This window comes from Acinetobacter sp. R933-2 (assembly GCF_030325485.1).
Classification (GTDB): domain Bacteria; phylum Pseudomonadota; class Gammaproteobacteria; order Pseudomonadales; family Moraxellaceae; genus Acinetobacter; species Acinetobacter sichuanensis.
The window spans coordinates 249,196-272,303 of the sequence record NZ_JACAIJ010000001.1 but is presented as its reverse complement, the minus strand read 5'-3'; the positions used below and the strand labels follow the sequence as shown (position 1 = coordinate 272,303).

General features: G+C 36.0%; 27 protein-coding genes. 12 read left to right on the top strand and 15 right to left on the bottom strand.

Features of this window, described 5'->3' with window-relative positions; genetic code table 11:
* Positions 1 to 87 precede the first annotated feature (87 nt).
* From HX005_RS01350 to HX005_RS01340, 3 genes are all read left to right on the top strand, one after another.
* Positions 88 to 423: a DMP19 family protein gene (locus HX005_RS01350; RefSeq protein WP_286376033.1), complete on the top strand. Its 336-nt coding sequence runs from the start codon at positions 88 to 90 to the stop codon at positions 421 to 423.
* Between the two features lie 111 nt (positions 424 to 534).
* The gene (locus HX005_RS01345) at positions 535 to 900 is read left to right on the top strand and encodes a hypothetical protein (RefSeq protein WP_286376032.1); all 366 of its coding nucleotides are present in this window, start codon (positions 535 to 537) and stop codon (positions 898 to 900) included.
* 81 nt (positions 901 to 981) lie between these two features.
* Entirely contained in the window at positions 982 to 1,356 is a 375-nt protein-coding gene (locus tag HX005_RS01340) for a hypothetical protein (protein ID WP_286376031.1), read from the top strand.
* Between the two features lie 51 nt (positions 1,357 to 1,407).
* Here the strand turns inward: HX005_RS01340 and HX005_RS01335 are convergent, their stop codons facing one another.
* The gene (locus HX005_RS01335; RefSeq protein WP_286376030.1) at positions 1,408 to 2,703 is read right to left on the bottom strand and encodes a tetratricopeptide repeat protein; all 1,296 of its coding nucleotides are present in this window, start codon (positions 2,701 to 2,703) and stop codon (positions 1,408 to 1,410) included.
* 229 nt (positions 2,704 to 2,932) lie between these two features.
* On the opposite strand from HX005_RS01335, the gene HX005_RS01330 reads away from it, so the two are divergent.
* The 3 genes from HX005_RS01330 (at position 2,933) to craA (ending at position 6,180) form a co-directional block, all read left to right on the top strand.
* On the top strand, positions 2,933 to 3,697 hold the full coding sequence (locus HX005_RS01330; protein WP_286376029.1) for a nucleotidyltransferase domain-containing protein: 765 nt from the start codon (positions 2,933 to 2,935) through the stop codon (positions 3,695 to 3,697).
* Positions 3,698 to 3,736: 39 nt separating this feature from the next.
* Positions 3,737 to 4,615, top strand: a complete 879-nt coding sequence (locus HX005_RS01325; protein WP_286376175.1) for a pirin family protein — start codon at positions 3,737 to 3,739, stop codon at positions 4,613 to 4,615.
* A gap of 335 nt (positions 4,616 to 4,950) precedes the next feature.
* Entirely contained in the window at positions 4,951 to 6,180 is a 1,230-nt protein-coding gene (gene craA, locus HX005_RS01320; protein WP_286376174.1) for a chloramphenicol efflux MFS transporter CraA, read from the top strand.
* Between the two features lie 126 nt (positions 6,181 to 6,306).
* Here craA and HX005_RS01315 read toward each other — a convergent pair whose 3' ends face one another.
* From HX005_RS01315 to HX005_RS01300, 4 genes are all read right to left on the bottom strand, one after another.
* Positions 6,307 to 6,591 (bottom strand): DUF3817 domain-containing protein, encoded by a 285-nt coding sequence (locus tag HX005_RS01315; protein ID WP_286376028.1) that lies wholly within the window; start codon positions 6,589 to 6,591, stop codon positions 6,307 to 6,309.
* A 242-nt stretch (positions 6,592 to 6,833) separates the two neighbouring features.
* The gene (gene sodC / locus HX005_RS01310; protein ID WP_107006906.1) at positions 6,834 to 7,391 is read right to left on the bottom strand and encodes a superoxide dismutase family protein; all 558 of its coding nucleotides are present in this window, start codon (positions 7,389 to 7,391) and stop codon (positions 6,834 to 6,836) included.
* Positions 7,392 to 7,503: 112 nt separating this feature from the next.
* Complete coding sequence (locus HX005_RS01305; protein ID WP_286376027.1) at positions 7,504 to 8,625, bottom strand: AI-2E family transporter; 1,122 nt, start codon at positions 8,623 to 8,625, stop codon at positions 7,504 to 7,506.
* 105 nt (positions 8,626 to 8,730) lie between these two features.
* Entirely contained in the window at positions 8,731 to 9,375 is a 645-nt protein-coding gene (locus tag HX005_RS01300; protein WP_286376026.1) for a nucleotide-binding protein, read from the bottom strand.
* 130 nt (positions 9,376 to 9,505) lie between these two features.
* Between HX005_RS01300 and HX005_RS01295 the strand changes: the two genes are divergently transcribed.
* Positions 9,506 to 9,976 (top strand): Holliday junction resolvase-like protein, encoded by a 471-nt coding sequence (locus tag HX005_RS01295; protein WP_107006903.1) that lies wholly within the window; start codon positions 9,506 to 9,508, stop codon positions 9,974 to 9,976.
* A gap of 24 nt (positions 9,977 to 10,000) precedes the next feature.
* On the opposite strand, the gene HX005_RS01290 is transcribed toward HX005_RS01295, so the two are convergent.
* Positions 10,001 to 10,621, bottom strand: a complete 621-nt coding sequence (locus tag HX005_RS01290; RefSeq protein WP_286376025.1) for a class I SAM-dependent methyltransferase — start codon at positions 10,619 to 10,621, stop codon at positions 10,001 to 10,003.
* Between the two features lie 170 nt (positions 10,622 to 10,791).
* On the opposite strand from HX005_RS01290, the gene HX005_RS01285 reads away from it, so the two are divergent.
* Both HX005_RS01285 and HX005_RS01280 read left to right on the top strand, forming a co-directional pair.
* The gene (locus tag HX005_RS01285) at positions 10,792 to 11,367 is read left to right on the top strand and encodes a hypothetical protein (protein ID WP_107006902.1); all 576 of its coding nucleotides are present in this window, start codon (positions 10,792 to 10,794) and stop codon (positions 11,365 to 11,367) included.
* Positions 11,368 to 11,484: 117 nt separating this feature from the next.
* Entirely contained in the window at positions 11,485 to 11,892 is a 408-nt protein-coding gene (locus HX005_RS01280) for a protease inhibitor I42 family protein (protein ID WP_107006901.1), read from the top strand.
* A gap of 79 nt (positions 11,893 to 11,971) precedes the next feature.
* On the opposite strand, the gene HX005_RS01275 is transcribed toward HX005_RS01280, so the two are convergent.
* Both HX005_RS01275 and HX005_RS01270 read right to left on the bottom strand, forming a co-directional pair.
* Complete coding sequence (locus HX005_RS01275) at positions 11,972 to 12,517, bottom strand: hypothetical protein (RefSeq protein ID WP_107006900.1); 546 nt, start codon at positions 12,515 to 12,517, stop codon at positions 11,972 to 11,974.
* Between the two features lie 23 nt (positions 12,518 to 12,540).
* The gene (locus HX005_RS01270; protein WP_286376024.1) at positions 12,541 to 13,320 is read right to left on the bottom strand and encodes a class I SAM-dependent methyltransferase; all 780 of its coding nucleotides are present in this window, start codon (positions 13,318 to 13,320) and stop codon (positions 12,541 to 12,543) included.
* A 120-nt stretch (positions 13,321 to 13,440) separates the two neighbouring features.
* Between HX005_RS01270 and HX005_RS01265 the strand changes: the two genes are divergently transcribed.
* The gene (locus HX005_RS01265) at positions 13,441 to 14,703 is read left to right on the top strand and encodes a hypothetical protein (protein ID WP_286376023.1); all 1,263 of its coding nucleotides are present in this window, start codon (positions 13,441 to 13,443) and stop codon (positions 14,701 to 14,703) included.
* Here the strand turns inward: HX005_RS01265 and HX005_RS01260 are convergent.
* Positions 14,696 to 15,082 carry a hypothetical protein gene (locus tag HX005_RS01260; RefSeq protein WP_286376022.1) on the bottom strand — a complete coding sequence of 129 codons (387 nt, stop codon included), beginning with the start codon at positions 15,080 to 15,082 and terminating at the stop codon, positions 14,696 to 14,698. The genes HX005_RS01265 and HX005_RS01260 overlap by 8 nt on opposite strands.
* A gap of 291 nt (positions 15,083 to 15,373) precedes the next feature.
* On the opposite strand from HX005_RS01260, the gene HX005_RS01255 reads away from it, so the two are divergent.
* Positions 15,374 to 16,069: a TetR/AcrR family transcriptional regulator gene (locus HX005_RS01255; RefSeq protein ID WP_107006896.1), complete on the top strand. Its 696-nt coding sequence runs from the start codon at positions 15,374 to 15,376 to the stop codon at positions 16,067 to 16,069.
* An 82-nt stretch (positions 16,070 to 16,151) separates the two neighbouring features.
* Here the strand turns inward: HX005_RS01255 and HX005_RS01250 are convergent, their stop codons facing one another.
* Both HX005_RS01250 and HX005_RS01245 read right to left on the bottom strand, forming a co-directional pair.
* A complete protein-coding gene (locus HX005_RS01250) occupies positions 16,152 to 16,778 on the bottom strand; it encodes a hypothetical protein (RefSeq protein WP_286376021.1) in 627 nt (208 codons plus the stop codon).
* A gap of 401 nt (positions 16,779 to 17,179) precedes the next feature.
* Positions 17,180 to 17,782, bottom strand: coding sequence for a hypothetical protein (locus HX005_RS01245; RefSeq protein ID WP_286376020.1), 603 nt, complete (start codon positions 17,780 to 17,782; stop codon positions 17,180 to 17,182).
* Between the two features lie 159 nt (positions 17,783 to 17,941).
* Here HX005_RS01245 and HX005_RS01240 point away from each other — a divergent pair, with 159 nt between their 5' ends.
* Positions 17,942 to 18,370 (top strand): hypothetical protein, encoded by a 429-nt coding sequence (locus tag HX005_RS01240; RefSeq protein ID WP_286376019.1) that lies wholly within the window; start codon positions 17,942 to 17,944, stop codon positions 18,368 to 18,370.
* A gap of 21 nt (positions 18,371 to 18,391) precedes the next feature.
* On the opposite strand, the gene HX005_RS01235 is transcribed toward HX005_RS01240, so the two are convergent.
* The 4 genes from HX005_RS01235 to glyQ form a co-directional block, all read right to left on the bottom strand.
* Complete coding sequence (locus HX005_RS01235) at positions 18,392 to 18,775, bottom strand: hypothetical protein (protein ID WP_286376018.1); 384 nt, start codon at positions 18,773 to 18,775, stop codon at positions 18,392 to 18,394.
* Between the two features lie 53 nt (positions 18,776 to 18,828).
* Positions 18,829 to 19,785: a hypothetical protein gene (locus HX005_RS01230; protein ID WP_286376017.1), complete on the bottom strand. Its 957-nt coding sequence runs from the start codon at positions 19,783 to 19,785 to the stop codon at positions 18,829 to 18,831.
* Positions 19,786 to 19,850: 65 nt separating this feature from the next.
* Positions 19,851 to 21,920 (bottom strand): glycine--tRNA ligase subunit beta, encoded by a 2,070-nt coding sequence (gene glyS, locus HX005_RS01225; RefSeq protein ID WP_286376016.1) that lies wholly within the window; start codon positions 21,918 to 21,920, stop codon positions 19,851 to 19,853.
* A complete protein-coding gene (gene glyQ, locus HX005_RS01220) occupies positions 21,920 to 22,912 on the bottom strand; it encodes a glycine--tRNA ligase subunit alpha (RefSeq protein ID WP_286376015.1) in 993 nt (330 codons plus the stop codon). The genes glyS and glyQ overlap by 1 nt, the downstream gene beginning before the upstream one ends.
* Between the last annotated feature and the right edge of the window lie 196 nt (positions 22,913 to 23,108).

The window sequence follows — 23,108 nt, the reverse complement described above, 5'->3', positions numbered from 1 at the left end:
ACATACTTGCAACTCAGTTTTCTTCTGATTTTGCTATTTTAGGGTAGATATTATTTTTCCATAACAATAGATAAATAGGAATATGACATGTTACTTAGCCCAAATATTATTATTTCAAAACAAAGTTTAGATAGTGATGATGCTTATGATGTCATCTATTCAAATATTGATAATTTAAATGCTTTATTTGAGCGTTATGTTGAATACAATGAAGTATCTACCGCTGCTTTATATAGTTATTTTGTCGATTATTATCTGGCTCAGGTCAATAACGGTGGCTTTTCGCAATTTGTCTATAACACTAATTGGGATGCATTCGTAATTAAACATGTGCATGAAGGTTTACAAGCAATGAATGCGACTCAACATGCTGCTTTATTTGGGCAAAGTGCTGATCTTATTGAGCAATTTAGCCATGAATAATTTGAGCAGTTTCTAGAGGGGGAATATTTTGGTGAAAATGAACAGCGAGATATTCTGAATAAATTTGATGACCAATTTTATACCCTAAATGATTCTGACGATTTAATTGAAATGAATAGCCAATGGCTCAAATCGCATCCTCAATTACAACTTGTCGATGAAAATGATTTAGATGAATTATTCGATCAGATTATTACCAAGATACCGAATTTAGCGGAACGTAAACAAAAAGCATTGGAAAATCGTCCAAGATATTTCAAAGTAATTGAAGCATTATGTCAAAGTGTAGATCAGACTCTAGAACAAATTACGGCAGGGAGTCCTGTCATCTATGAAGGAAATTCTGTGATTGAATGGCATTTTTTTACAGATGCTGGGCATTTTTATATGTTGGACTTAGGTGATCAAGCTTTGATGTTTAGTGAATCTAAGCAGCAAGTGAGTTCCATTGATGTGTCTCATTTAGCAGAAGAATAATCATCAAGTCACAGTTTTAAAACAGCATCATGAGCTAAGTTATTGCATCATAGGCTTATCTCTTTGTTTTGGACTAATAAAATGATTCGTTTATTTTCTATTTCTGCACTGTGTTTTGCAGCATTGACAGGTTGTGCAACAACTGAAAAGTTAACCAGTAAAGTAAGTTTTGGTGGTTCAGATACACCTATGCAACAGGTGATAAAAGCTCAACCATCGATTCTGAAAAATCAAAATAGTATGTCCGTTCGTCAAGTATTTAACCGTGTAGAAAATCCAACAGCAGCACAAATCGCAGTGATTGACTCAAATTTATTGGATGATTCTGTGAATGCGATTCGTACTGATTATATTTTTAAACGTGTAGAAAATGCATGGAAATTACAAGAAACTAAGAAGACTTATCAATGTAGACGTGGTAATTCGAGAGAATTTCAAACACAGTTATGCTCTTAATTTCATTGTCGTTTAGTAGACTTACGAGATGAGTAATCTCGTAAGTTAAATTTAGTATATACGATTGAATAAACGTATTTCATCTGCTTTTGGTAAAACATCACCATAACCCAGTTCTTTGTACAATGCTGTCGCTTTAGCTCGCCAAATTTTGGCTTGTTTGGCATCGGCTTTAAAAGTTTTACTGCCATTTTCATATAAGTTCACAAGCAAAATGCCCGCAGTTGGGTTGCCTTGTTGTAGCGATTTTTTATAAAGTTCTGCGGCTTTGGCAGGGTCTGCTTTTACTAAATAGCCTTGTTCATAATAACGTGCTAAATCTAGTAATGCCCGATCATGCCCAAGTGCAATAGCTCGGTTTAGATAGGTAATAGATTTTTTTGGGTCATAAATTTTCCACTCTTTTTGTGCATATAGTTCTGAGAGTGTATAGAAAGCATCTTTTTCTTTTTTTGCAGCTTTATGTTCTGCCATAAATAACTCAGGTTCATAGGTTAATTCTTCAAATTTTTTATTGCTGTTTAATAGCTTTAAAACTGCTTGTTGTGCTGCAATATTATCTTTATTAGCAGACATTTTATAATATTGCATCGCATCTTCAATCGGTTGATTATTCATATGTTTATCTTCAATCATTTTTCCCATCATGTAGGCAATAAAACCTGTCGGGTCAATTTGCATCGAATATAAATGATTGGCTTTTTTCCAATATTGCAGTGCTTTTTCTTGATTTTCAGGTCGTCCAACACCGTAAGCATAGCTATATGCAACGTATGCCCAATATGCGCCTATGCTGTCGGCATTACTAGGATTGTCAGCAAAAAGAGAAAGTAGATCAATACCTTGTTCTTGAAGTTGCGTATAACCAATCTGATGCATGACACGAATACCAATCAGTTCCATAGCATCCAAACTGCCTAAATCAACAGCTTCAAGAATTAAATCATTCGCCTTGCTTTGGTCTTTTTTTACACCTTCTCCTAAATCGTATTTTTGAGCTTCAAGCAATTTTTTATAGATATTAATGTCATTTTCATCAGGTTCACGAATGTTTGCCATGTCGCGATATTTCTGTTTTTCTTCCTCACTCATGTTTGAACTTGCTTCAATTTGTGGCAAATTATTTTTAATTTGTTCTGCAAACATACGAGAAAGTGATTGATCATTTTCAGGGTCAGTTAAGTAGTCTTCCCATAAAGTTTGGTTAAATGAATCGATGCCATTGAGTTGGTGAAATTCAGCAAAAATCGGGGTGTGTTGTACAGGTGAGGGCATGTTATGTTTTATGGTGCGTTGTATGTTTGGGCTTTTAGTCGCAAATACATTTTGTAATGGTGCAACAGACATGAAAACAGCGCTACAAAGACTGAGTGTAAGAAGTGATTTTTTCATTTTTAGTTAAAATATATGATTGAATTTCGTAAAGTATTTATAGCAAAAATTACTTTCCAACTGTGTTAAATTGAGTAAGTTTTAAATGTTTGGAAAATTTAATTTTTTAAAGATGTGAAAAAAATCCTGATATTGCCAAAATTAATGATATAAAACCTGTAGAACGACCTCAAACGTGAAAACAATGAACATCCAACAAGAAATCCAAAATTTATTCCAAAACCGAGATGAACATCCGCTGTTTTATATTGAAAGTGGCAGCCGTTTGTGGGGCATGGCAAGTCCTGACAGTGACTATGATGTACGTGGTTTTCACCTGCCTTCCAAAGCCCAGTATTACGACTATCGAAAGCATCGTGATTTAATCGAAATCATGGACGGTGATTTTGACTTTGTTTCTTTCGATCTCAATAAAATGTTTGGTCTACTTGCTAAAAGCAATCCTACTGTTTTGGAATGGGTACGTGCGCATATTGTTTACTTTAACCAATTTCCTGAATGGGAAAAATTCAGAGATGGATTGCTGCAACGTATAGATTATAAGGCATTGTATTATCATTATTTATCGCTTGCCAAAGGCGGTATGCATGTAATGCAAACAGCAGATAATTTTACCTACAAAAAAGTGTTTTACTCGATTCGAGGTCTAATGTCTGCCGAACTTGCAACGCAGGAAATCATGCCTGAACTCCTGATCACCAACTTATTTACCCAAATTGATGAAAATGATCCACTGCGCCATTGGGCAGAAGATTATCTGGAAATTAAAAAACAACAGAAAGAAAAAGCTCAAGTTCCTGCACCTGAACAGGCACAGATTTTAAAATTGTTAAATGATAAAATTGAGGCTTTAAATTTGCGTGCAATTGAGCCAACCAATGATGTTGCACAGCTTCAGCAATATTTAACCGAATATAGCTTTTATCTCAAACAACATTTTTATGGTTGATGCTTTCAAAAAACAATTAAAAAACAGGAATATAACATGATGAAAACGCTCGCTTTTATCCAACGTAATGACACAATATTTTCGGTTGGAGATTTTCATCCTGTTAAAACCATTTTTTCTCACCATGAATTGGGCAATACCGTTTCACCTTTTTTATTGCTCGATCATTTAGGACCGAGTTATTTAAAACCGACACATTTACGCAAAGGGGTCACAGAACATCCGCATCGTGGTTTTGAAACGGTAACTTTGATGTTTCGGGGAGAACTTGAACATCGTGACTCGACTGGTGGCGGTGGCATCATTGCAGAGGGAGATGTGCAATGGATGACCGCAGCCTCAGGTGTGATTCATAAAGAATTGTTTAGTGAAGCTTTTTCCAAACAAGGCGGTGCATTTGAAATTGTGCAACTATGGGTCAACTTACCTGCCAAAGATAAATTGAATCCTGCCCGTTATCAGAGTTTGAAACAAGCCGATATTCCTGTGGTACAACTTGAACATGATGCAGGCAGAGTACGCATCATTGCAGGTGAATATGCAGGGCAACACGGTATTGCCAAAACCCATACGCCTATCATGGTTTTAGATATAGATTTAAAAGCAGGACAAACAGCGACATTTCCTGCCAAAGTGGGTGATAGCACTTTAATTTTTCTCAGAACAGGGCAACTGCAATTTCAGCAAGAAGATGGGACATTGAATAATGATATTTTGGAAGATCAGGCACTTGCAGTCATGTCGAGTCATGGTGAGCAGGTTCAAGTAACTGCTTTGCGTGACAGTCAGTTTTTATTGCTGAGTGCTGCACCACTGAATGAACCGATCAATGCCAAAGGTTTTTTTGTGATGAATACTTACACAGAAATTTTACAGGCTTATGACGACCTGAAAAATGGGAGATTTATTCAGCAGTAGTCAATACGTTACATTCATAACAAATGGATAACTTTCACTCAAAAAAAGCCTGTGTTACACTCAGCATTCTGTATTTGGTTGTACCCTGTTTCAACGTGAGTCTGTAGGGCTCAAGTGAACATTGACGCAGATCTATCTCACTCTATTTTCTATTTTTACCTGATTTAGACACCTTGTGAATACGGTGTTGATCTCGCTTTTTCAAAGCAAATCTAAATTTATTTTAAATTCTCAGTGCTTGTCATTGGGCTGACGTTTATTTACTGAAAAATAAGCGTAGACCTGCAAGCCATTATGATATGTAGAAAACAATGCAAAATAATGCACAAAATGTAATGCAAAAAGAGCAGATGACGACTTTGAGCCGTGCAACATTCATGTTTCCATTGGCGTTAGTTTTGTTCGAATTTTCAGTCTATATTGGTAATGATTTAGTACAACCTGCGATGTTAGCGATTACTAAAGAGTTTGGTGTTAGTAGCTCTTGGGCGCCTTCATCCATGTCTTTTTATTTATTGGGTGGTGCCTGTGTCGCATGGTTATTGGGTCCCTTATCAGACCGTTTAGGACGTAAAAAAGTCCTTTTGGCAGGCGTAATTTTCTTTGTGATGACCTGCGTACTCATCTTATTCACACATCATATTGAAAGCTTTTTAGCCCTACGCTTTTTACAGGGTTTTGGTTTATCTGTCATTGCAGCAGTGGGTTATGCCGCAATTCAAGAAACCTTTGAAGAGCGTGATGCGATTAAAGTCATGGCTCTCATGGCAAATATCTCTTTGCTTGCACCTTTAATTGGACCTGTTTTAGGGGCTTTTCTCATTGACCATGTGTCTTGGCACTGGGGTTTTATTGGGATTGCCTTTTTTGCATGTTTGAGTTGGTTTGGTTTAAAAGCCAAAATGCCTGAGTCAAAAGTGAGTATTCCTAAGCAGCCTTTGCGTTATATTTGGGATGATTATAAAAAAGTCCTGAAAAATAGAACCTTTATTGGCATGACTTTAGGTTTGCCTATGGTAGCGATGCCATTGATGTTATGGATTGCACTTTCACCTGTCATGTTGGTTGAGGAATTAGGACTCAGTAGTATGCAATATGGCTTGGCTCAGTTTCCTGTTTTGGGCGGTTTAATTGTGGGTAATATTGCCCTGATTAAAATGATTGACCGTTTAGCCTTAGGTAAAACCGTTTTAATGGGCTTACCGCTGATGCTGTTAGGAACTGCAATCATCTTACTGGGAGTGATTTGGCGTGAATATTTTCTCTACTGCGTCATTTTAGGCATGACTTTGGTCAGCTTTGGTGAGGGGATCAGCTTTTCAGTACTTTATCGTTTTGCATTGATGGCGTCCGATGTGTCTAAAGGAACGGTTGCTGCGGCAGTTTCAGTGTTAATGATGTTTATCTTTTTCTTTGTGATTGAGATTATTCGCATCATGTATGAACATTTTCATTTATGGGCATATGCTTTGGCATGTTTTACCTTGATCGCTTTATGGTTTACGATTCCCCGTAAATTATTAAAAGAAATCATGCAACAGCGTCAGGCAAAAGGTGAGTTTTAAATAATTATTTTATTTTTTAGGGAGAGGGCTTTTAAAAGTACTTCTCTCATCCCTCCTCTGAGGAGGGATGTTTATAAGAGAGATTTTAGGGCTATTGTTATACAAAAAATCAAAGAAAAAATGATGTTATTGCACTAATTTCTTCAGTTTATAATCAAAGACAAAAGGTCCAAACGGTAAAATTGAAGCAACCAATCCCATTAAAAATACTTTTAAAGAAAGCTTTTCTTTTTCACAAACAATAAATAAAACCAATAAAAATAGGATGAAAAGTACACCATGTCCCATGCCAACATACTTTACCAAAATAGGATTATCAAACATATATTTCATCGGCATTGCAATGAACAGTAACAATAAAAATGAAATACCTTCGAGTAAGCCAACTAGTCTTAAAGTTTTAAAATTCATCGTAGATACTATATTGAATATAATAGTTTGAGTGTAAACAATTTGATGATTAAAGCAAATTAAATATGCATTATAGCTTATTTTAAATTGTTGAATTTATTGAGAATTAAACCAAGTTGTGCACTTGGTTTTTAAACATAACTGAAATAGATTTTCTTCACTGTTTGAATGAAAGTGTGAGCAATAATATTAATATTTATACTTTGCTCACCTTAATATTTTAAAAAATATAAACTGCGGTATTAGATCACACCACAAGCAATACGTTCACCGCCACCGCCTAGAGGTTTCGGTTGGTCTGAGTAGTTATCTCCACCTGCATGGATCATAATGGCTAAGCCTTGTACATCTGCAAGTTTTAAACGAGGAGCATAAACCGTTGTTTTCGCACTGCCGTCAGTGTCTACATTGAGCACAGGTAAGTCGCCTAAATGCCCATCATTAGGTGTGCCATGACCTGCTGCTTGTGTTGGGTTAAAATGCCCACCAGCCGCTAAAGCAGCTCCCATTTTTCCATCTTTTTCAGCAGGTTCACATGAGCCTTTTTCATGAATATGAAAGCCATGAAAGCCTGAAGGAAGCTGTTGAAGATCAGTGCTAATTTCTAAACCTTTACTGCTGTCTTGTAATTGAATAGAACCAATTTTCTCACCGACTCCTTCAGCAGTAACAGCATGTACTGCAACAGTTTTCTGTGCTGTTTTTGCCGTATTTTGAGAGCTTGTCGTGGTACAGGCAACCGTAGTCAGCGTAATAAATGCAGTTAGCGCTGAAAGTTTAAAAATAGAAAAAGCATGCATATGATGAAATATCCTAAGTTTTGTTATGTCTTGGGGTATTCAAACAAAGTACAGAAGTTTGTACAGTAATGAATAAGTATTTGAATGTAAAAATTTATTAAATTGATGTCATTTATTTTGGTGAAATGACATCATCATTTTCTTCTATATCGTATGCTAAAGTTGCTTTAGGCATTTGTTCGGCAACACTGGTTTCATGTAACCACTCACGCCAAATCGCCAATAAAATGGCTAAAATGACAGGACCAATAAATAAACCAACTAAACCAAAACTTGCTAAACCGCCTAAAACACCAAACATAATGAGTAAGAATGGAATTTTAGTTGCGCCAGAAATCACCAAGGGACGAATGACATTATCTGCTGTACTGACGACACATACGCCCCATGCCATGACACCAATCGCCTCAATTGTCATACCTTTTGAAAATAGCCACAGTGACACAGCACCATAAGCCAAAGGTGGACCAAATGGAATTAATGCCATCAAGAATGTAATCAGTGTTAACACCATAGGATTGGGTGCGCCAGCAACAAAATAACTCACACCAGCAAGTAAGGATTGTGCAACAGCCGTTAAGCCTACACCATAAACAACGGCACGTGTGGTTTCAGAAATCGTTTCTAAATAATGATGTACACGTGGACCAATCACCATTTCTAAAGCTTTACTGACCTGCTGTAAAATCGTTTGCCCATCTCGATAAAAAAAGAACAATGACATAATTGCAAAGCAGAGTTTAACTAAGTTTTTAGAAATTTCACTTAAAACAAACTTACCATAATTTAAATGCCCTTGAATCCAAACGCCAATATTTTGTGAGAGATTGGTTGGGTTTGAATTAATTTCCTCAATGATACGAGAAAATTCTTTACCAAGAATCGGGAGTTGACGTAAAAAATCAGGAACTGTTAAATGCCCAGAAGCCAACTGACGATGGAGGTCAAAATAGAGATTACGCCCTTCATGCTGTAAAATGAAAATAGCAAAGACTAAAGGTATACCAATCACAAGTACGACAAGCGTGATCATGATCGAGGCACTTAATGTCGGTCGATGTTCACCACATGTTCTTAAGATACGCTTATACAAAGGCCATGTCATATAGGCGATAATGCACGCCCAAAGCACAGGGACAATGAAGTATTTGATAATATCAAATCCCAAAAAAATCAGGATAAATAATAAGCCAAATAATAAAATACGCTGCAAGGTGAAAGTGAAATCTGACACTAATTTCTCGAAGTTTAATTAATTATCGTTCAGTTAATATTAACTGAAAAATAGGTTCAGGCAATGTTAAATACATTGCCAGTTATTATTTTTTGAAAAACTGACTTAGAACCAATCGCTCGGATCATCAATTAAAGCATCCAGAAGTGGTTGCCACTGCGTTTGAATTTGTAGAAAATTCTTTTGATTTTTATCAAAAACAGACAAGCCTTGCATTGCCAGTTGCCCATAAGCGCTGCGTTCAGAAATCCAAGCCAAGGGTTGTTGCTCAATTTTTTCAAAAAATTGTTGAATATCTTTAGCACTTGAACTATTTGCTTTTACGCGATTTGCGACAAGTAGAATCTCTACTTTACCTTTACGTATACGTTTAATTTCTTGGATGTGTTTTAAAAAACGTTTGGTACTGTCAATGTCAAAAAAAGAAGGTTGTAAAGGTGTCACAATAGCATGACATTCGCTGATCAATTGTTCTGCATGAGCACCTGTTAATGCGCCTGGTGCATCAATAATTAAATATTCAACATTTTTAGGTGTATCACCAATGGATTTTTCATGTCGCCAGTCTAAGCTTTGAATTTCATTGGCATCACTTGGACGGTGTTTTAACCACTGTAAAGCAGATTTCTGATTGTCTGCATCTGCAAGTGCCACACTATAACCTTTTTGGGCTAATGCCGAAGCTAATGTAATAGCTGTAATCGTTTTTCCACAACCACCTTTTTGATTTGCGATGAGAATTGTTTTCATGATTTTTAATTTGATTCATCCAAGCCCGTCCTTTCACTAGCTTAGCATTATTTTTTAGACAGTAGGTTACACATGACAAAAGTCTTAGAGTTGTTTACATTGGAAAAACAGCAAAAAGTAGAGTTTGATCATGTCATTGTGGGTCGCCATGTTAATAGGTGTCTGTCTAGGTGTTGTGATAACAACTGTAGTGTTATCAAATACGCGAAATGGCAAAATCAAAGCGGAGTATGAGCGTTATATCGCTGAGTTAGAGTTAGAACACCAGCAAGCTTTAGCAATGGCAAAAAAACGAAGTGTAAATACCAGTCGTGCTGTTTTAAAGGGAAAAATGGCAGAACAACTTGCTCCGATTATGCCTGAATTTCACTATTTACCAAGTGATGCAAAGTTTTTGGGTGATCCTGTCGATTATGTCATTTTTAATGGCTATAGCGAGTTCAGAGATGGTGAAGGGCATGCTGATAATATTGAAGTGATATTGGTGGACATAAAAAGTGGAGGCGCTCGCTTGACCAAAGGGCAACAAGCGATTGCACAGGCGATTCGTGAAGGACGAGTTCGTTTTGAAACCATTCGTATTGATTTTGAGGACATATAAACGGCGAAGCTAAGCGGATGAAACTCAGACTTTTTGTACTCGTGCCATCAACATACGGCGTCCAATTTTAGGTAGCTCATCTGCATCAAAATAATATTTTTCTATAAATTTAAAATTTGCATTGGACAGGTCGAGTTCAATATTACGATTGAGATGACAACCATCAGCAATCACTTTTTGCATAGGTGTTAAAATATTTTGCAACTTTTTTAGTGTTGGATGGTCGTGATATTGAACATGTTCAACCAAATGAAAAGTCCCTTCAGGTTTAAGAACACGATAAATTTCAGCTAAGGCTTGTTGTAAATTTGCAATACTGCACAAAGTCCATGTACTTACAATTTGATCAATAGAATGATCGGCAAAAGGTAGTTTTTCTGCACTTGCTTGAATATGTTGCACATTAAAGGGGGCATCTAAGACATTTTTTTGAGCTAATTGGTAAAGATCAGCATTGGGTTCTAAAGCAATTAATTGCTCTACCTGATAAAAAGGTAAATTTAAACCTGTTCCAAAACCTATTTCTAAGACTTGTCCTTTGACTTTTCTGAGTAATTCAGCACGTGCATCCATCATGCTTGGTGTTTGCATGACTTTATTGAGTAAATGTGGAAAAATCCGTTGTTGATAAAATTTATAAATCATCGCTTTCACAGTTTTATTATTAAAAAAATATTCTAACGAAAATATAGACTTAAATATAAGACAAAAAAGTGACGAAATTTCTATATTTTGTTACTTAAAGTCGATTTTATTTTAATTTTCATGAGGGATACTAAAGCTTAAATTTGAACATGTATTTTTAGGAGGCATTTATGACACGGAATTTATGGTGTGCAGCAGTTTTGGCATTATGTTCAGCAGCTGTGAATGCCTCTCAATCCGTTGAATCTCACTCTGCTGAATATAATATTGCCAATGGTTTAGCACCTATTATTAAAGATCAAAAAATTTCTGTGCTTGAGCCTTTTCATGGTGAGTTTCGTATTTTAGGATCTAAAGAATATCAAGATGATGAACAAGCAAAGTTTTCACCTATTGATTATGCTGTGACACGTGGCATTTTTACTGAGCCTGAAATTGCCCGTCAAATTTCTATTAACCAATATGATCGTTATTTAAATTGGAAAATGGCACGTCCACCTATCCCACCAAAACTTGCCACACAAATGGTGAGTAATATGCATATTATTCCTGCCAATCCAAAAATTGCCCAAGAAATTAAGAAAGTAAAGCGCGGTGATCTTGTGCGTTTAACAGGTGATTTGGTACAGATTAATGATAAAGATTTAGTTTGGAAATCTGCACTTGATTGGAACGGAATAGGTGATGGGGCATGTAAGTTAATTCGTGTTGACTCAATTCAATGGGTAGAAAAACAAAATATATAAGTACATCAAGCGAGAGATAAAAGAATTTTTTTGAATGATCGTTTGAGACAAATCCTGAAAAATGCTAAGGTTTCTATGCTTGAAAAATAATCATGTTATGTAAAAGAGTTAATGTTAATGAAAGGTTTTTTTGCGGTTGCAGTGCTATTTATGGGGTGTGCTTTAACAGCTTGCCAAAGTACAAGCCCCACAGTAGATGGTAAAACCCATCAATACACTGTAAAACAAAGCTGCCCAACTTTAATGGAAATGAATACAGGGGAAACTTTGGTTTTTTCTGCGCCTGAAAACCCAAGTACTGGTTATCAATGGAAATTAGTCCAACCTTTAAAAAACTTTAAAATAGAAGAAACTTTTTTACAAAATGATGTTGAAGAAGGAACTGTAGGTGCAGGTGGTACAAAAGTATTTCGTTTTACTGCTTTAAAAGCAGGGCAAGATTATATTGAGCTGATTCATGTACGTCCTTGGGAGTCTAGTCAGCAACCCAATCAACAGTGGCAATGTCGTATTCGTATTTCTTAAAATATAAAAATAAAGCTGCTGGCAAAGATGACAGCAGCTCGGTATTGAGATCAAACAATACATATTGAATGTTAAACTTTTACTTGGTTGTTTTGGTTTTCCAGTTATCAAGCTGAGCTTCTGCCGTCAATAAATCACTCATGCCACGTACTGACTCAAGGGAAGCATCATCTTGATTTGATTTGTCAGCTTTTTGGTCAAAGGTCTTGGCTTGATTTTCCCAGTACTGATAAAGTAAGCCTTGAATATAGCGACCTTGTTCAGTTTTTAAATCCAAGTCTTTTAACATATTTAAAGCAGATTGAATGCTATCTCGTTTACGTTGTTGGTCAATTTCCTCAGTTAATGTACCTTCAGCATCCATTTTTTCTAAATCAGCTTCTAAGGCTTCATTCATGGCATCATATTTTTCTTGATATTCATCAAGTAAAGTAATGTCTGCTGCATCTTTAGGTGTACTTGGGAAATTTTGAATAGGCTTAGTTTTGAGTTCTGTCATGACGGCATCAGAACTTTTCGTGGTCTGGTCGGTCTTATTTTTAGGATCATTTTCCGATGAACATGCACCAATCAGGACAGCGCTTAGGAGTACTGAAATATAAGTCAAAGGGCGTAAAAGGTGCATGAAACTAAAACTCCTTAAAATATTCATAGGGTTTGCTTTTTAAAATGATAAGCATAAGTCACATAAGGAAACTCGATCTCATCATGTGCATATTTACCTGTATGCTCCAATATAATAGCTTCAAATTGTTGTTTTAGCTGTTGCTGTTGTGTGGAGGGCATAGCGGCAATAAAGCTCGTTGACAATAGCCGTTTACTGACTACATTTTCAACTGTTCCTTTGTGAATTTGTGAAAATAATTTTAGACTTTCTAGCTTAAATAAAAATTGGTGTTCAAAAACTTTTTTCCAATCACCACTATGATAACGAGGCGTATCTCCTTCAAAGGGTGCAATTAAGTCTGCTAATGCTTTAACCCATGGCACATTTTCATCACGCTGATTCCAAATCAGACCTAGATGACCTTGTGGTTTTAATAAATGATGCATTTCATTTAAAGTTTCAATATTTGAAAACCAATGAAAAGACTGAGCACATAAAATGGCATCAATACTTTCTGAAGCCAGCGCAATATCATCACTTTTTGCTTGTAAGGTTTGGACATCTGGATGGCTTATTTTGAGTTGAGCAAGCATTTCTGCCACAGGCTCCACCGCAATAATTTGATGGCTTACTTGCTTTAAATAAGGCAAAAACTTACCTGTTCCTGCACCTAAATCAACCACAGTCGAGTTAGATTGGATTTTCAGCTCATCAATTAGCCAATTAACAATTTCAGATGGATAATTTGGGCGAACTTGTTGATATAGTTCAGCAGCAGAACTAAAGCCTTTTTGTGCGGCAGGATGTAAAGAATGTGTCATATTTTGCGCTTTTTTATCTGTGCAGACTCTATAAAATATGACATTGAATACGATGAATAGGCAAGTTATCTATTTATTTAATTTTAACTAAAGATAAGAGAGCCGTTTTTCGGTATTGCAATGGACAAGCAAATCATTTTTGAAGACGATCACATTCGAGCAATTTATTTACAAGGTTCAACAGATACTTTGGTCTTGTCATTTGGTGACTTAATTACTCGTGCTAAAGGCTTGTCGATTAATGCTGAAAAATCATTAATGAAATATGATTATAGTGTTGTTGGTATTATGCCAAAACAAAAATCATGGTTCCCTGCCTCAAGCATGAATGCGCTATTAGCGCATTTGCAGCCTATTTTAAAACAATTTAAAAAAATCGTGGGTTATGGCGGCTCAATGGGTGGCTATGCTGCGATTAAATATTCAAAACCATTGCAAATGACACGTGTCGTGGCAATGGTGCCGCAATATTCAATTGATCCGAATGAAGTTGAAGATAAGCGTTATACCGACTTCTATGATGCTGAATTAAATGCAGACATGCGTATTCAGGCACAGGATATTGTCGAAAATTGTGAATATATTATTGTTTACGATCCGTATTTTGAAAATGACAAAGAGCATTATTTAAAAATAAAACCATGGATTCCACAATTGTATACATTGCATTTGCCTTATACAGGACATGATGCAATTGCTGTCTTAGCAAACTCAGCGTTATTGCATGATTTTATTGAATATCCTTATGATCAGACTTATTTTTATAAACAAATTCGTGAAGTCAAAAAGAACAGTAAATTTTACTATCGTAGTGTGATTGCTCATCTTTTGGGTACACATAATGAAGCGTTAGGGAAAATATTAAAAGGGATTGATTTACAGCTTGATAGCACGTTTTTTGATGCGAATTTAAAACAGACCATCACCCGTATTTTATTAACCAATAAACGTGTTGATGAGCAAGATTTACAAAAGCTTGGCATTCAAGTGAACTTGCCTTTCGAAGAAAAAACTCAGTTACAGGACTGTTTTGGCAATATTATTGTATTTAATGTTATTACCCAAAAACTTGAAAGCTATAATCAGCAAGTTATTGATGTAAATGGAAAATATATTATTCCACTGAATGTTGAAAATAGTGGTTTAGTCGAAATTGAAGTTAAAAAGCAAACCTATTTAATTTGTATGAATGACCGTCGAGTGACTAAATTATTTAAATACGATGATGCTTTATCTTTGGATATGAATCCGATTGTTATTAAAAAATGTGCAGATTTTTATGTATTGAGCTATAAAAATCTATATATGCGTTGTGATGAAGCAGGTAACTGTTATTTTGATGCTGAAAGTGTGCAGGACACTGAAAAATATACTATTATCTAAAACACTTTTTAAGTTTTAGCGGTGAAAATAAGGCAAGATATTGCTGAAAGTCAGCAATGGTTTGAGAGGATTGAGGGTTTAACTCAATACGCTGTCGTTGAGTTTTAAAATTGCCTTTATTTTCCGATAGGTTTGTTAAGCCGCCTTTGCTGTAATGATATTCGTAACGTGCAGCATAAAGTAAATTTTGCTGTTTAAAAATATAATTTTCTTGAGTTTTGCCTATTTCGCCAAAAAAATGCGCTTCAATTTTACAGCCTTGTTTAAGCTGAGAGAGTTTAAATTGATTGCCTTCGGTAGTTGGGTATAGTTCAATATTATCAATAGATTGCAAAACTTTTTCTGCATAACACACTGAGCTTGATAACGTTAAAATCATTAAATAGAGCCTATATTTTCGCTGTGTAGTCACTATAAATTCCGATATTATGTAGTTTTAAAAAGAGAATGATGTGATGATCTATTTGTAAACTATCCACATGATGGGACTATGTTATATTAGATGAAGCATGGTCTAATTTTATAAAGATTGTATGCTGTTATGTACATCATAACGATAAATTTTAAATATTTTACATACACTAAATTTCAGTGAATGACTGTGAAATAGCCAATAGGAAATGGCAGATAACTCAATAATATTGAATGCAAAAAAGTTAAGGAAATCACCATGATTAAGGCACAGGCAACTTCAGTATTAAAAAAAATAAGAAAAAAAACAGCGCAACCTAAGCAAGAACGTACTCAAAAGCGTATGCAAATGGTCATTCAAACCACACAAGAGTTATTATTAGCTGTGGGTATTGAACGTATTTCTATTCCAGAAATTGCAAATGCTGTGGGCATACCTCGCACCAGTATTTATCAGTTTTTTCCTACAAAGTATGATTTATTACGTCATATTGCTTTGATGCATTTAAATGTTCTCGTCACACGAATAGGTCATGCAGCAGTTGCAGTCTTAAGTGAACATCCTAAAGCTTCAATTGATGAATATGGGCAAAAATTATCTGCAAGTATGATTCAAACGACTGCACATTTTTTTAATGAATCTGAAGTGGCGAGTTTAATTATTTTAAGTGGACCGTTTACACGTCAAGCTTATTTAGAATATCAAGTTGAATTGAAAAAAGTGAGTGTTGGTGTACGTAAAGCATTAGAAATGATTAAAGTCGATCATTATGTACCACAGCAACCAGATAGCTTAACGATTCTCATGGAGTTGGTATTTACCTGTATGAAACATGGTTATTATAATGAAAATTATATTTCTGAAAAAATTATTCAGGAATCTTATCGAATTGCGATGAGTTACTTGGCTGCTTTAAAAGATAATGCTTATTTATTAGCGGTGGATGAAGGTTAAATCTAGATCTAAGTCATGTATAAAAAATCCCTCAATGAAATGAAGGATTTTTTATGATATCAATCAAAATATTTGAAGGATATTAAGCACCCGCTTTTACAGTTTTTTCGCTTGTAGTTGCAGGTGTACCACGGAAGAAGTTCTTTGTTTTTTCCCATGATCTAGAAAAGAAACCTTGTGCTTTTTCAGATTGGTCTTTTACAACTTCTTTTGTTTGTTCTACTTTTTCTACAACAGCATCTTTGATTTCAGTTGTTTCAGTTAGAACAGCATCTTTTACTTCAGTCGTTTTAGCAACAGTTGCGTCTTTTACTTCAGTCGTTTTAGCAACAGTTGCATCTTTTACTTCAGCAGCTTTAGTAACAGTTGCGTCTTTTGCTTCAGCAGTTTTAGCAACAGTTGCGTCTTTCGCTTCAGTAGCTTTAGCAACAACAGCATCTTTCACTTCAGCAGTTTTAGCAACAGTCGCGTCTTTCACTTCAGCAGTTTTAGCAACAGTCGCGTCTTTCACTTCAGTCGTTTTAGCAACAGTCGCATCTTTCGCTTCTACTGTTTTAGTCACAACGGCAGTTTGAACTTGTTCAGCTTTCGCTTGAGTATTTTGAACTGCAACTTGTGCTTTAGTTACAGGTGTTGTAGTTGTTTCAGCAAAAGCAGGAACACAAACCAATACACTTGCAGCGACTAAAGTTGTTTTTATGCTTTTCATGATAAGACCTTCCTCAATGTGAGGAGTACTGACAACGTACTCCAATAATAAGGCGGGCATGTTAAAACCAAGCTCTTTCTAAGTGTGAAAAAGAGATAAAATGATACATCTTTACCACAATAAGACTACATAAGTATAAGGTGGTTATAAGATGTTTTTAATAGGATAATTCATTTATTTTCATATTGTTATATTTTTTATTGGCTTTATATTTTTATTTGAAATTTACATAAGTTTACATTTATTAATGTGATGCTGTTTTATTTAACCTATTGTTTTGTATCGTTATTGTTTTATTTTTAAACGATTGTATGACCCTTAAAACAAAACATTAAAAATGATCAAATTTACTTAAAACTATTATAAATATTAAATAAATATGATCATTTTGCTCTAACTAATTATTGTGGAATATCTTCTTTATTTTTGTTCGATTGAGGAGTTGGCAAAGAAAGTTTACTGATCTCGGGTTCTACAGGTTCATTTAAATGCTGCTGAGTTGGGTCTATGGTAACCGCGGTTTCTGTTGAGATTTGTGTCGTTGTTGGTGTAGTCGCTGGGTTTGTTACTGAAGAATGATTGCTCGTAGTCGGTGTTATTTGCGGCGTTACGATTGTTGTAGCAGACTGACTTAAATGCCCACGTTCAATAGGAACAGTTCCTTTATTTGTTCCGACTATAGCATCTCGGGTGTTATTCGCAGTTTCTGTCACCTTTTCCGCACCTTTTTGTACACCTATTTTTGCACGTTCAGTTTGTTGTTCTGAAAAGGTTTTTGTTTCTTCCCATGCATTGTCTACTTTCGGTTTAATTTTTTCTACACCGCGTTCAGCAGCAGCACCCACACGTTCAGCAGTATTTTGAATTTTTTCACCCGTTTTATGTGCTAAAACTTTGAAAATATTTGGGTTATCACCATAAGATGGTGGTGTTTTTGTTTCTGCATAAATTGAGGATGTTGCCAAAATGGCAGTCGCAAAAGACAAAATTTTAATACTTTTCATTGTGACTTCTTCCTTTATATGTAGAGGCTCATAGCGTGTTTAGTTAGTATCATACTGTGAAAAAAGTAGTGACATGGATTCTGTAAGCAAAGTGATACAGAGTAAAAACAAAGCTGTTGTATAGTCTACATGTATAAGAAGATCATTGAGAAATTTAAAATGATAAAAATTAAATATTTAAATGTATTTTGGTTGATTATCCCGATTTTATTTTTACAACCGAGCTTTGCCTGTGGTTGTGGTGGGGAAAATTCTTTAAGCCTTGGTTATCAAATTTTAACGTGGATAATATGGTTAATCATCTTATTCATTTATTTAATACCGAGCTTGTGGTTTGTAAAATTTTATCAATTTTTATCATTAAAAATTGTTCATTTTATTGTTCCTCATATGATTTTATTTTTAATGATAGGGGTATTATTTAATACAGACACTCTGGGTTTAATGAGAATTTATGATCAAATTCGAGATGTTATACCCCCATTTTTTGTGATTTTTGTCGTGGGAATATTCGCGCTATTTCTGTGGTTCTATCCAATTCTTTATGTTTTAAAGATGAATGGAAAAAGAACTACTTCAAAGGTTTAATTTAAAGTAGTTCTGTCATGATTATTGGCATTTTTCTAAGTTTGTTGCTTTAAAATTCTTTTGTAAGGCTGCAAAATTTTTCAGTTTTTCAGTATCTTGAATGTCGAAAACAGTTTGTTTATTTTCTACTTCAGCATTTACATTTGAAAATGCGGAAATGAGTTGATCGCCTTTAAAGATCCAATGTTCAGTCGCTTTGCCTGTTTCAAAGTTGCCTGTAAATTCGATCACGCAGTTGTCTTTTTGCTGAATGAGACGAGCGAGGTTGTGCTTTGTTGAAGGTTCGGCAGAGATGTTTTTGTGTTGTTCCAATACGACAGGGGCGTTGGGGTTAGTGGGTGTAGTTGAGCAGGCGGTGAGGGCTGAAGTCAATATTGTGAATACTAAAACTTGTGTTTTAATCATAAGAGTCTTCTTTAATTTTTTGGTTCGATATAGATGTTAAACATAGTACTATGTTAAGTGATAAGACCAGAACAACCAATGCGATCTCTACTTAAATAATATGTACCTTTGTAATTTAATAAGGTTAATAAATATTGTCGTAATAAATCACTCACATCACATCGATCTACAATAGCTTGGTTAATGTAGTTATTGCCACTGCATGGCAATAGAATTCCTTCATGAATTATCTTATGCCGTTTTTTTAAAAATGGCATTATTTTGGTTCTATTAAAATTTATATCCTCAAACATTTTCAAAGTCATTTCGGTTGATGAAACCTGACCAAATTGTTTATGAACATATTTTTTTCTATTCTTTGTGAGTGGTAAATAATTTTCTATATCTTTTGGAGGATTATCTAAATGAGGAAAATTTTTATGAATAAAATATTTTCCGTTATATTCATATTGTCGCTCTAATGCAAAAGTGTTTTTTAGATTTTCTATTGCAATATAATGAGAAATAAGGGCTATTTCTAAAGCTAAGGAAGAGCGGTTGGCTTCGCATAAATACCCAATGACTATAGGTAGTTGTCTTGATGATTTCAATTTTTTAAAAGTTGGATAGGTCAGTTCAACAAATTTACGAATATCTTCTCCTCGATCATCAATAATATTACTTAGTGGGTTAATGAGAATGTGTGAGCATGAATTGAAACTTTCATTAGCATTTACTTTATAGCCATGACGGGCAACGGGTGATTGTTGAGCAAAAGATAGTAACCAACAGATATTATCAATAATTTCTAAAATTTGAGGAATTTGCTCTTCTGTAATATTACGAACTGTAACTATGGTAGTTATAATAGTTTTATTAATATATTCACTCTGCTTTAGTTTGATATCTTGTTGTCTAAATTCAAATACAAAACCTTCACAGTGTATAATTGTAGTGTCACGAACTCCTTGAGTTGAGAATAATTCGCCCCACATAAATAAATTGATAAGAAATATTTCTAATTTTTCCATAGTAACTTTTTATAAAAAACCCCACTTATTTAAGCAGGGTTTTTATCCTATTTCAAATATTTAGCTTAGTGCTGTAACACCGAAATATCAGCAACTGCTGTAAATAAACCACGTAACTGTGCAAGGATGCGTAAACGGTTGGCTTTCAACTCAGCATCTTCCGCCATGACCATAACGTTATCAAAGAACGCATCAATCGGTGCACGTAACGCAGCAAGTTTAGACAATGCTTCAGTATAGTCTTTTGCAGCTAAAAGCGGTTGAACCACAGGAAGTAGGTTTTGAATCTCGGTATAAAGCGCTTTTTCAGCATCTTCAACCAATTTAGATTCAACAATTTCACCTGTAGGCGCAGCTTCTTTCGCCAAGATATTCGCAACGCGCTTATTCGCCGCAGCAAGCGCAGCAGCTTCAGGCAAGTTACGGAAATGATTCACCGCATTCACACGCTTATCAAAATCTAAAGGAGATTTTGGAGAAAGCGCTTGAACCGCTTGAATCACATCAACTTCAACACCTTGGTCTTCATACTTGGCACGATAACGACCTTCAAGAAATGCAACTGCATCTGCCAAAGTCTTGTCGTGATCTTTAATCACATCGCCATAAGCAGTTAAAGCAAGTTTGATCAGTTCTTCAATCGAAACATCAAGATTGTTTTCAGTCACCAAACGTAAGATACCAATCGCAGAACGACGAAGTGCAAACGGGTCTTTCGAACCTGTCGGTGCTTGACCAATACCGAAAATACCTGTGAGCGTATCTAAACGATCCGCAAGGGCAATGGTTGTACCTGTTTTGGTTTTCGGTAAAACATCACCTGCAAACTTAGGTAAATATTGCTCGCCTAAAGCTTCTGCAACTTCATCGTTTTCGCCTTCAAGACGTGCGTAATAAGTACCGGCAATCCCTTGAAGTTCAGGGAATTCACCCACCAACTCAGAAGTTAAGTCACATTTCGCAAGAAGTGCCGCTTTTTCAGCATCGGCAGGATTTGCACCTGTGATTGCAGACAATGCCACAGCCAATTTTGCAATACGTTCAGATTTATTCCAAAGTGTACCCAATTGAGCTTGGAACACCATATTTGCTAATTTCTCTTTACGAGATGCAAGCGGTTGCTTTTGATCTTGTAAGAAGAAGAATTCAGCATCTGACAAACGAGGGCGTACAACTTTTTCATTCCCTTCAATAATTTGAGTCGGATCTTTAGACTCAATATTTGAAACGGTAATGAAGTAAGGTTGAAGTTTATTGTCAGCATTGACCAAACAGAAATACTTTTGGTTGTCCTGCATGGTGGTGATGAGCGCTTCTTGCGGAACAGCAAGGAAACGTTCTTCAAAACTTGCACGAAGTGCAACAGGCCATTCAACCAATGCAGTCACTTCATCACGAAGGTCGCTTGGTACAATCGCAATTGCATTCACTTCATCAGCCAAAGCTTTGACTTGACCGTCAATGATCGCTTGACGTTCTTCAAAGTTTGCAATGACATACGCTTTACGAAGCGCATCTAAGTAAGCATCTGCATTTGCCAACGTAATCGCTTCAGGCGCATGGAAACGATGACCATAAGTCACATTACCTGCTTTATGATCCTGAATGGTTGCATCAACCACATCATTATCTTTCAGCAATACCACCCATTTTACAGGACGAACGAATTCAGTACGGCTTGCTGCTGAACGCATACGTTTTGCAATTGGCAGATTGTCCAACGCAGTTTGTAAAATTTGTGGAAGTAATACGTCAAGACTTTGACCTTTCACATCTTTTAAGTAACACACTTTTTCAACTTTACCTGCTTGGAAAGTCGAAACTTGATCTACAGTGATGCCTTGACCACGCATAAAGCCTTCAAGTGCTTTAGTTGGCTTGCCTTCAGCATCAAATGCAGCTTGTTTTGCAGGACCATCAAAACGTTTTTGTGTGTCTGCTTGTGCGCCATCGACATTGACAATTTTTAAAGCCAAACGACGTGGAGCAGCATATGCTTCGATCGCATCAAAAGCCAAACCTGCATCGTTTAAACCTTTTACAGTTTCAGCAGTCAACGCATCACGTAAAGTTTTGAGGCTTTTTGGTGGAAGTTCTTCACAGCCTAATTCGAACAATACTGTATGTTTAGACATTATTTGCTCTCCTTAGATTCAACTTTCTCAGCTTTTGCATCGCTTTCAACTTGTGCTTTTAACTGTGCCAATACTTCATCACGTAAATGTGGTTCAGCCATTGGGAAACCAAGCTCAGCACGTGCGGCAACATAACTTTGTGCAATGGCACGCGCCAAGGTGCGTACACGTAAAATATAACGCTGACGTTCAGTCACAGAAATTGCGCCACGAGCGTCTAATAAGTTAAAGCAATGAGAGGCTTTAATGACTTGTTCGTATGCAGGAAGTGGAAGTTTTACCTCGATTAAACGCGTTGCTTCTGCTTCATAGAAGTCGAAAAGCTCAAACATTTTTTCAACAGGTGCGTATTCAAAGTTGTAAGTTGATTGCTCAACTTCATTTTGATGGAACACATCGCCATAAGTCACAGTACCGAACTGACCTTTCGTCCAAACAAGATCATAAACTGAATCTACACCTTGCAGGTACATTGCCAAACGTTCTAAACCGTAAGTGATCTCACCTGTAACAGGGTAGCATTCAACACCGCCCACTTGTTGGAAGTAAGTGAACTGAGTCACTTCCATACCGTTGAGCCAAACTTCCCAACCTAAGCCCCAAGCACCGAGTGTTGGAGATTCCCAGTTGTCTTCGACGAAACGAATGTCGTGAGTCAACGTGTCGATCCCAATCGCTTTTAGAGAGTCGAGGTATAGCTGTTGGATGTTGTCTGGGTTTGGTTTAAGTACCACTTGGAATTGGTAATAGTGCTGTAAACGGTTAGGGTTTTCGCCATAACGTCCGTCTTTCGGACGACGCGATGGTTGTACGTATGCAGCGTTCCATGTTTCAGGACCAAGCGCACGAAGAAATGTTGCTGTGTGGAATGTCCCTGCACCCATTTCCATATCGTAAGGTTGTAACACGACGCAACCTTGTTCAGCCCAGTAGTTTTGTAAGGCAAGAATTAAGCCTTGGAATGTATCAATATGCGATATGGCGCGACTCATGCAGCATCCACTATAAGTATTAGAAAAAATTGGTTCTAAGTATAAGGATTTTGCAGGAGAGTGGCAAAGGTTAGTCTATAAAATTGTCATTTAAGCATGTGTGTTTTTATGATGTTCTTTCAAAAGTAAAAACCAGTAACCAATCGCTGTTGGAACTGAGAATAAATATAGATAGCATAAATCATTTAATTCTAAG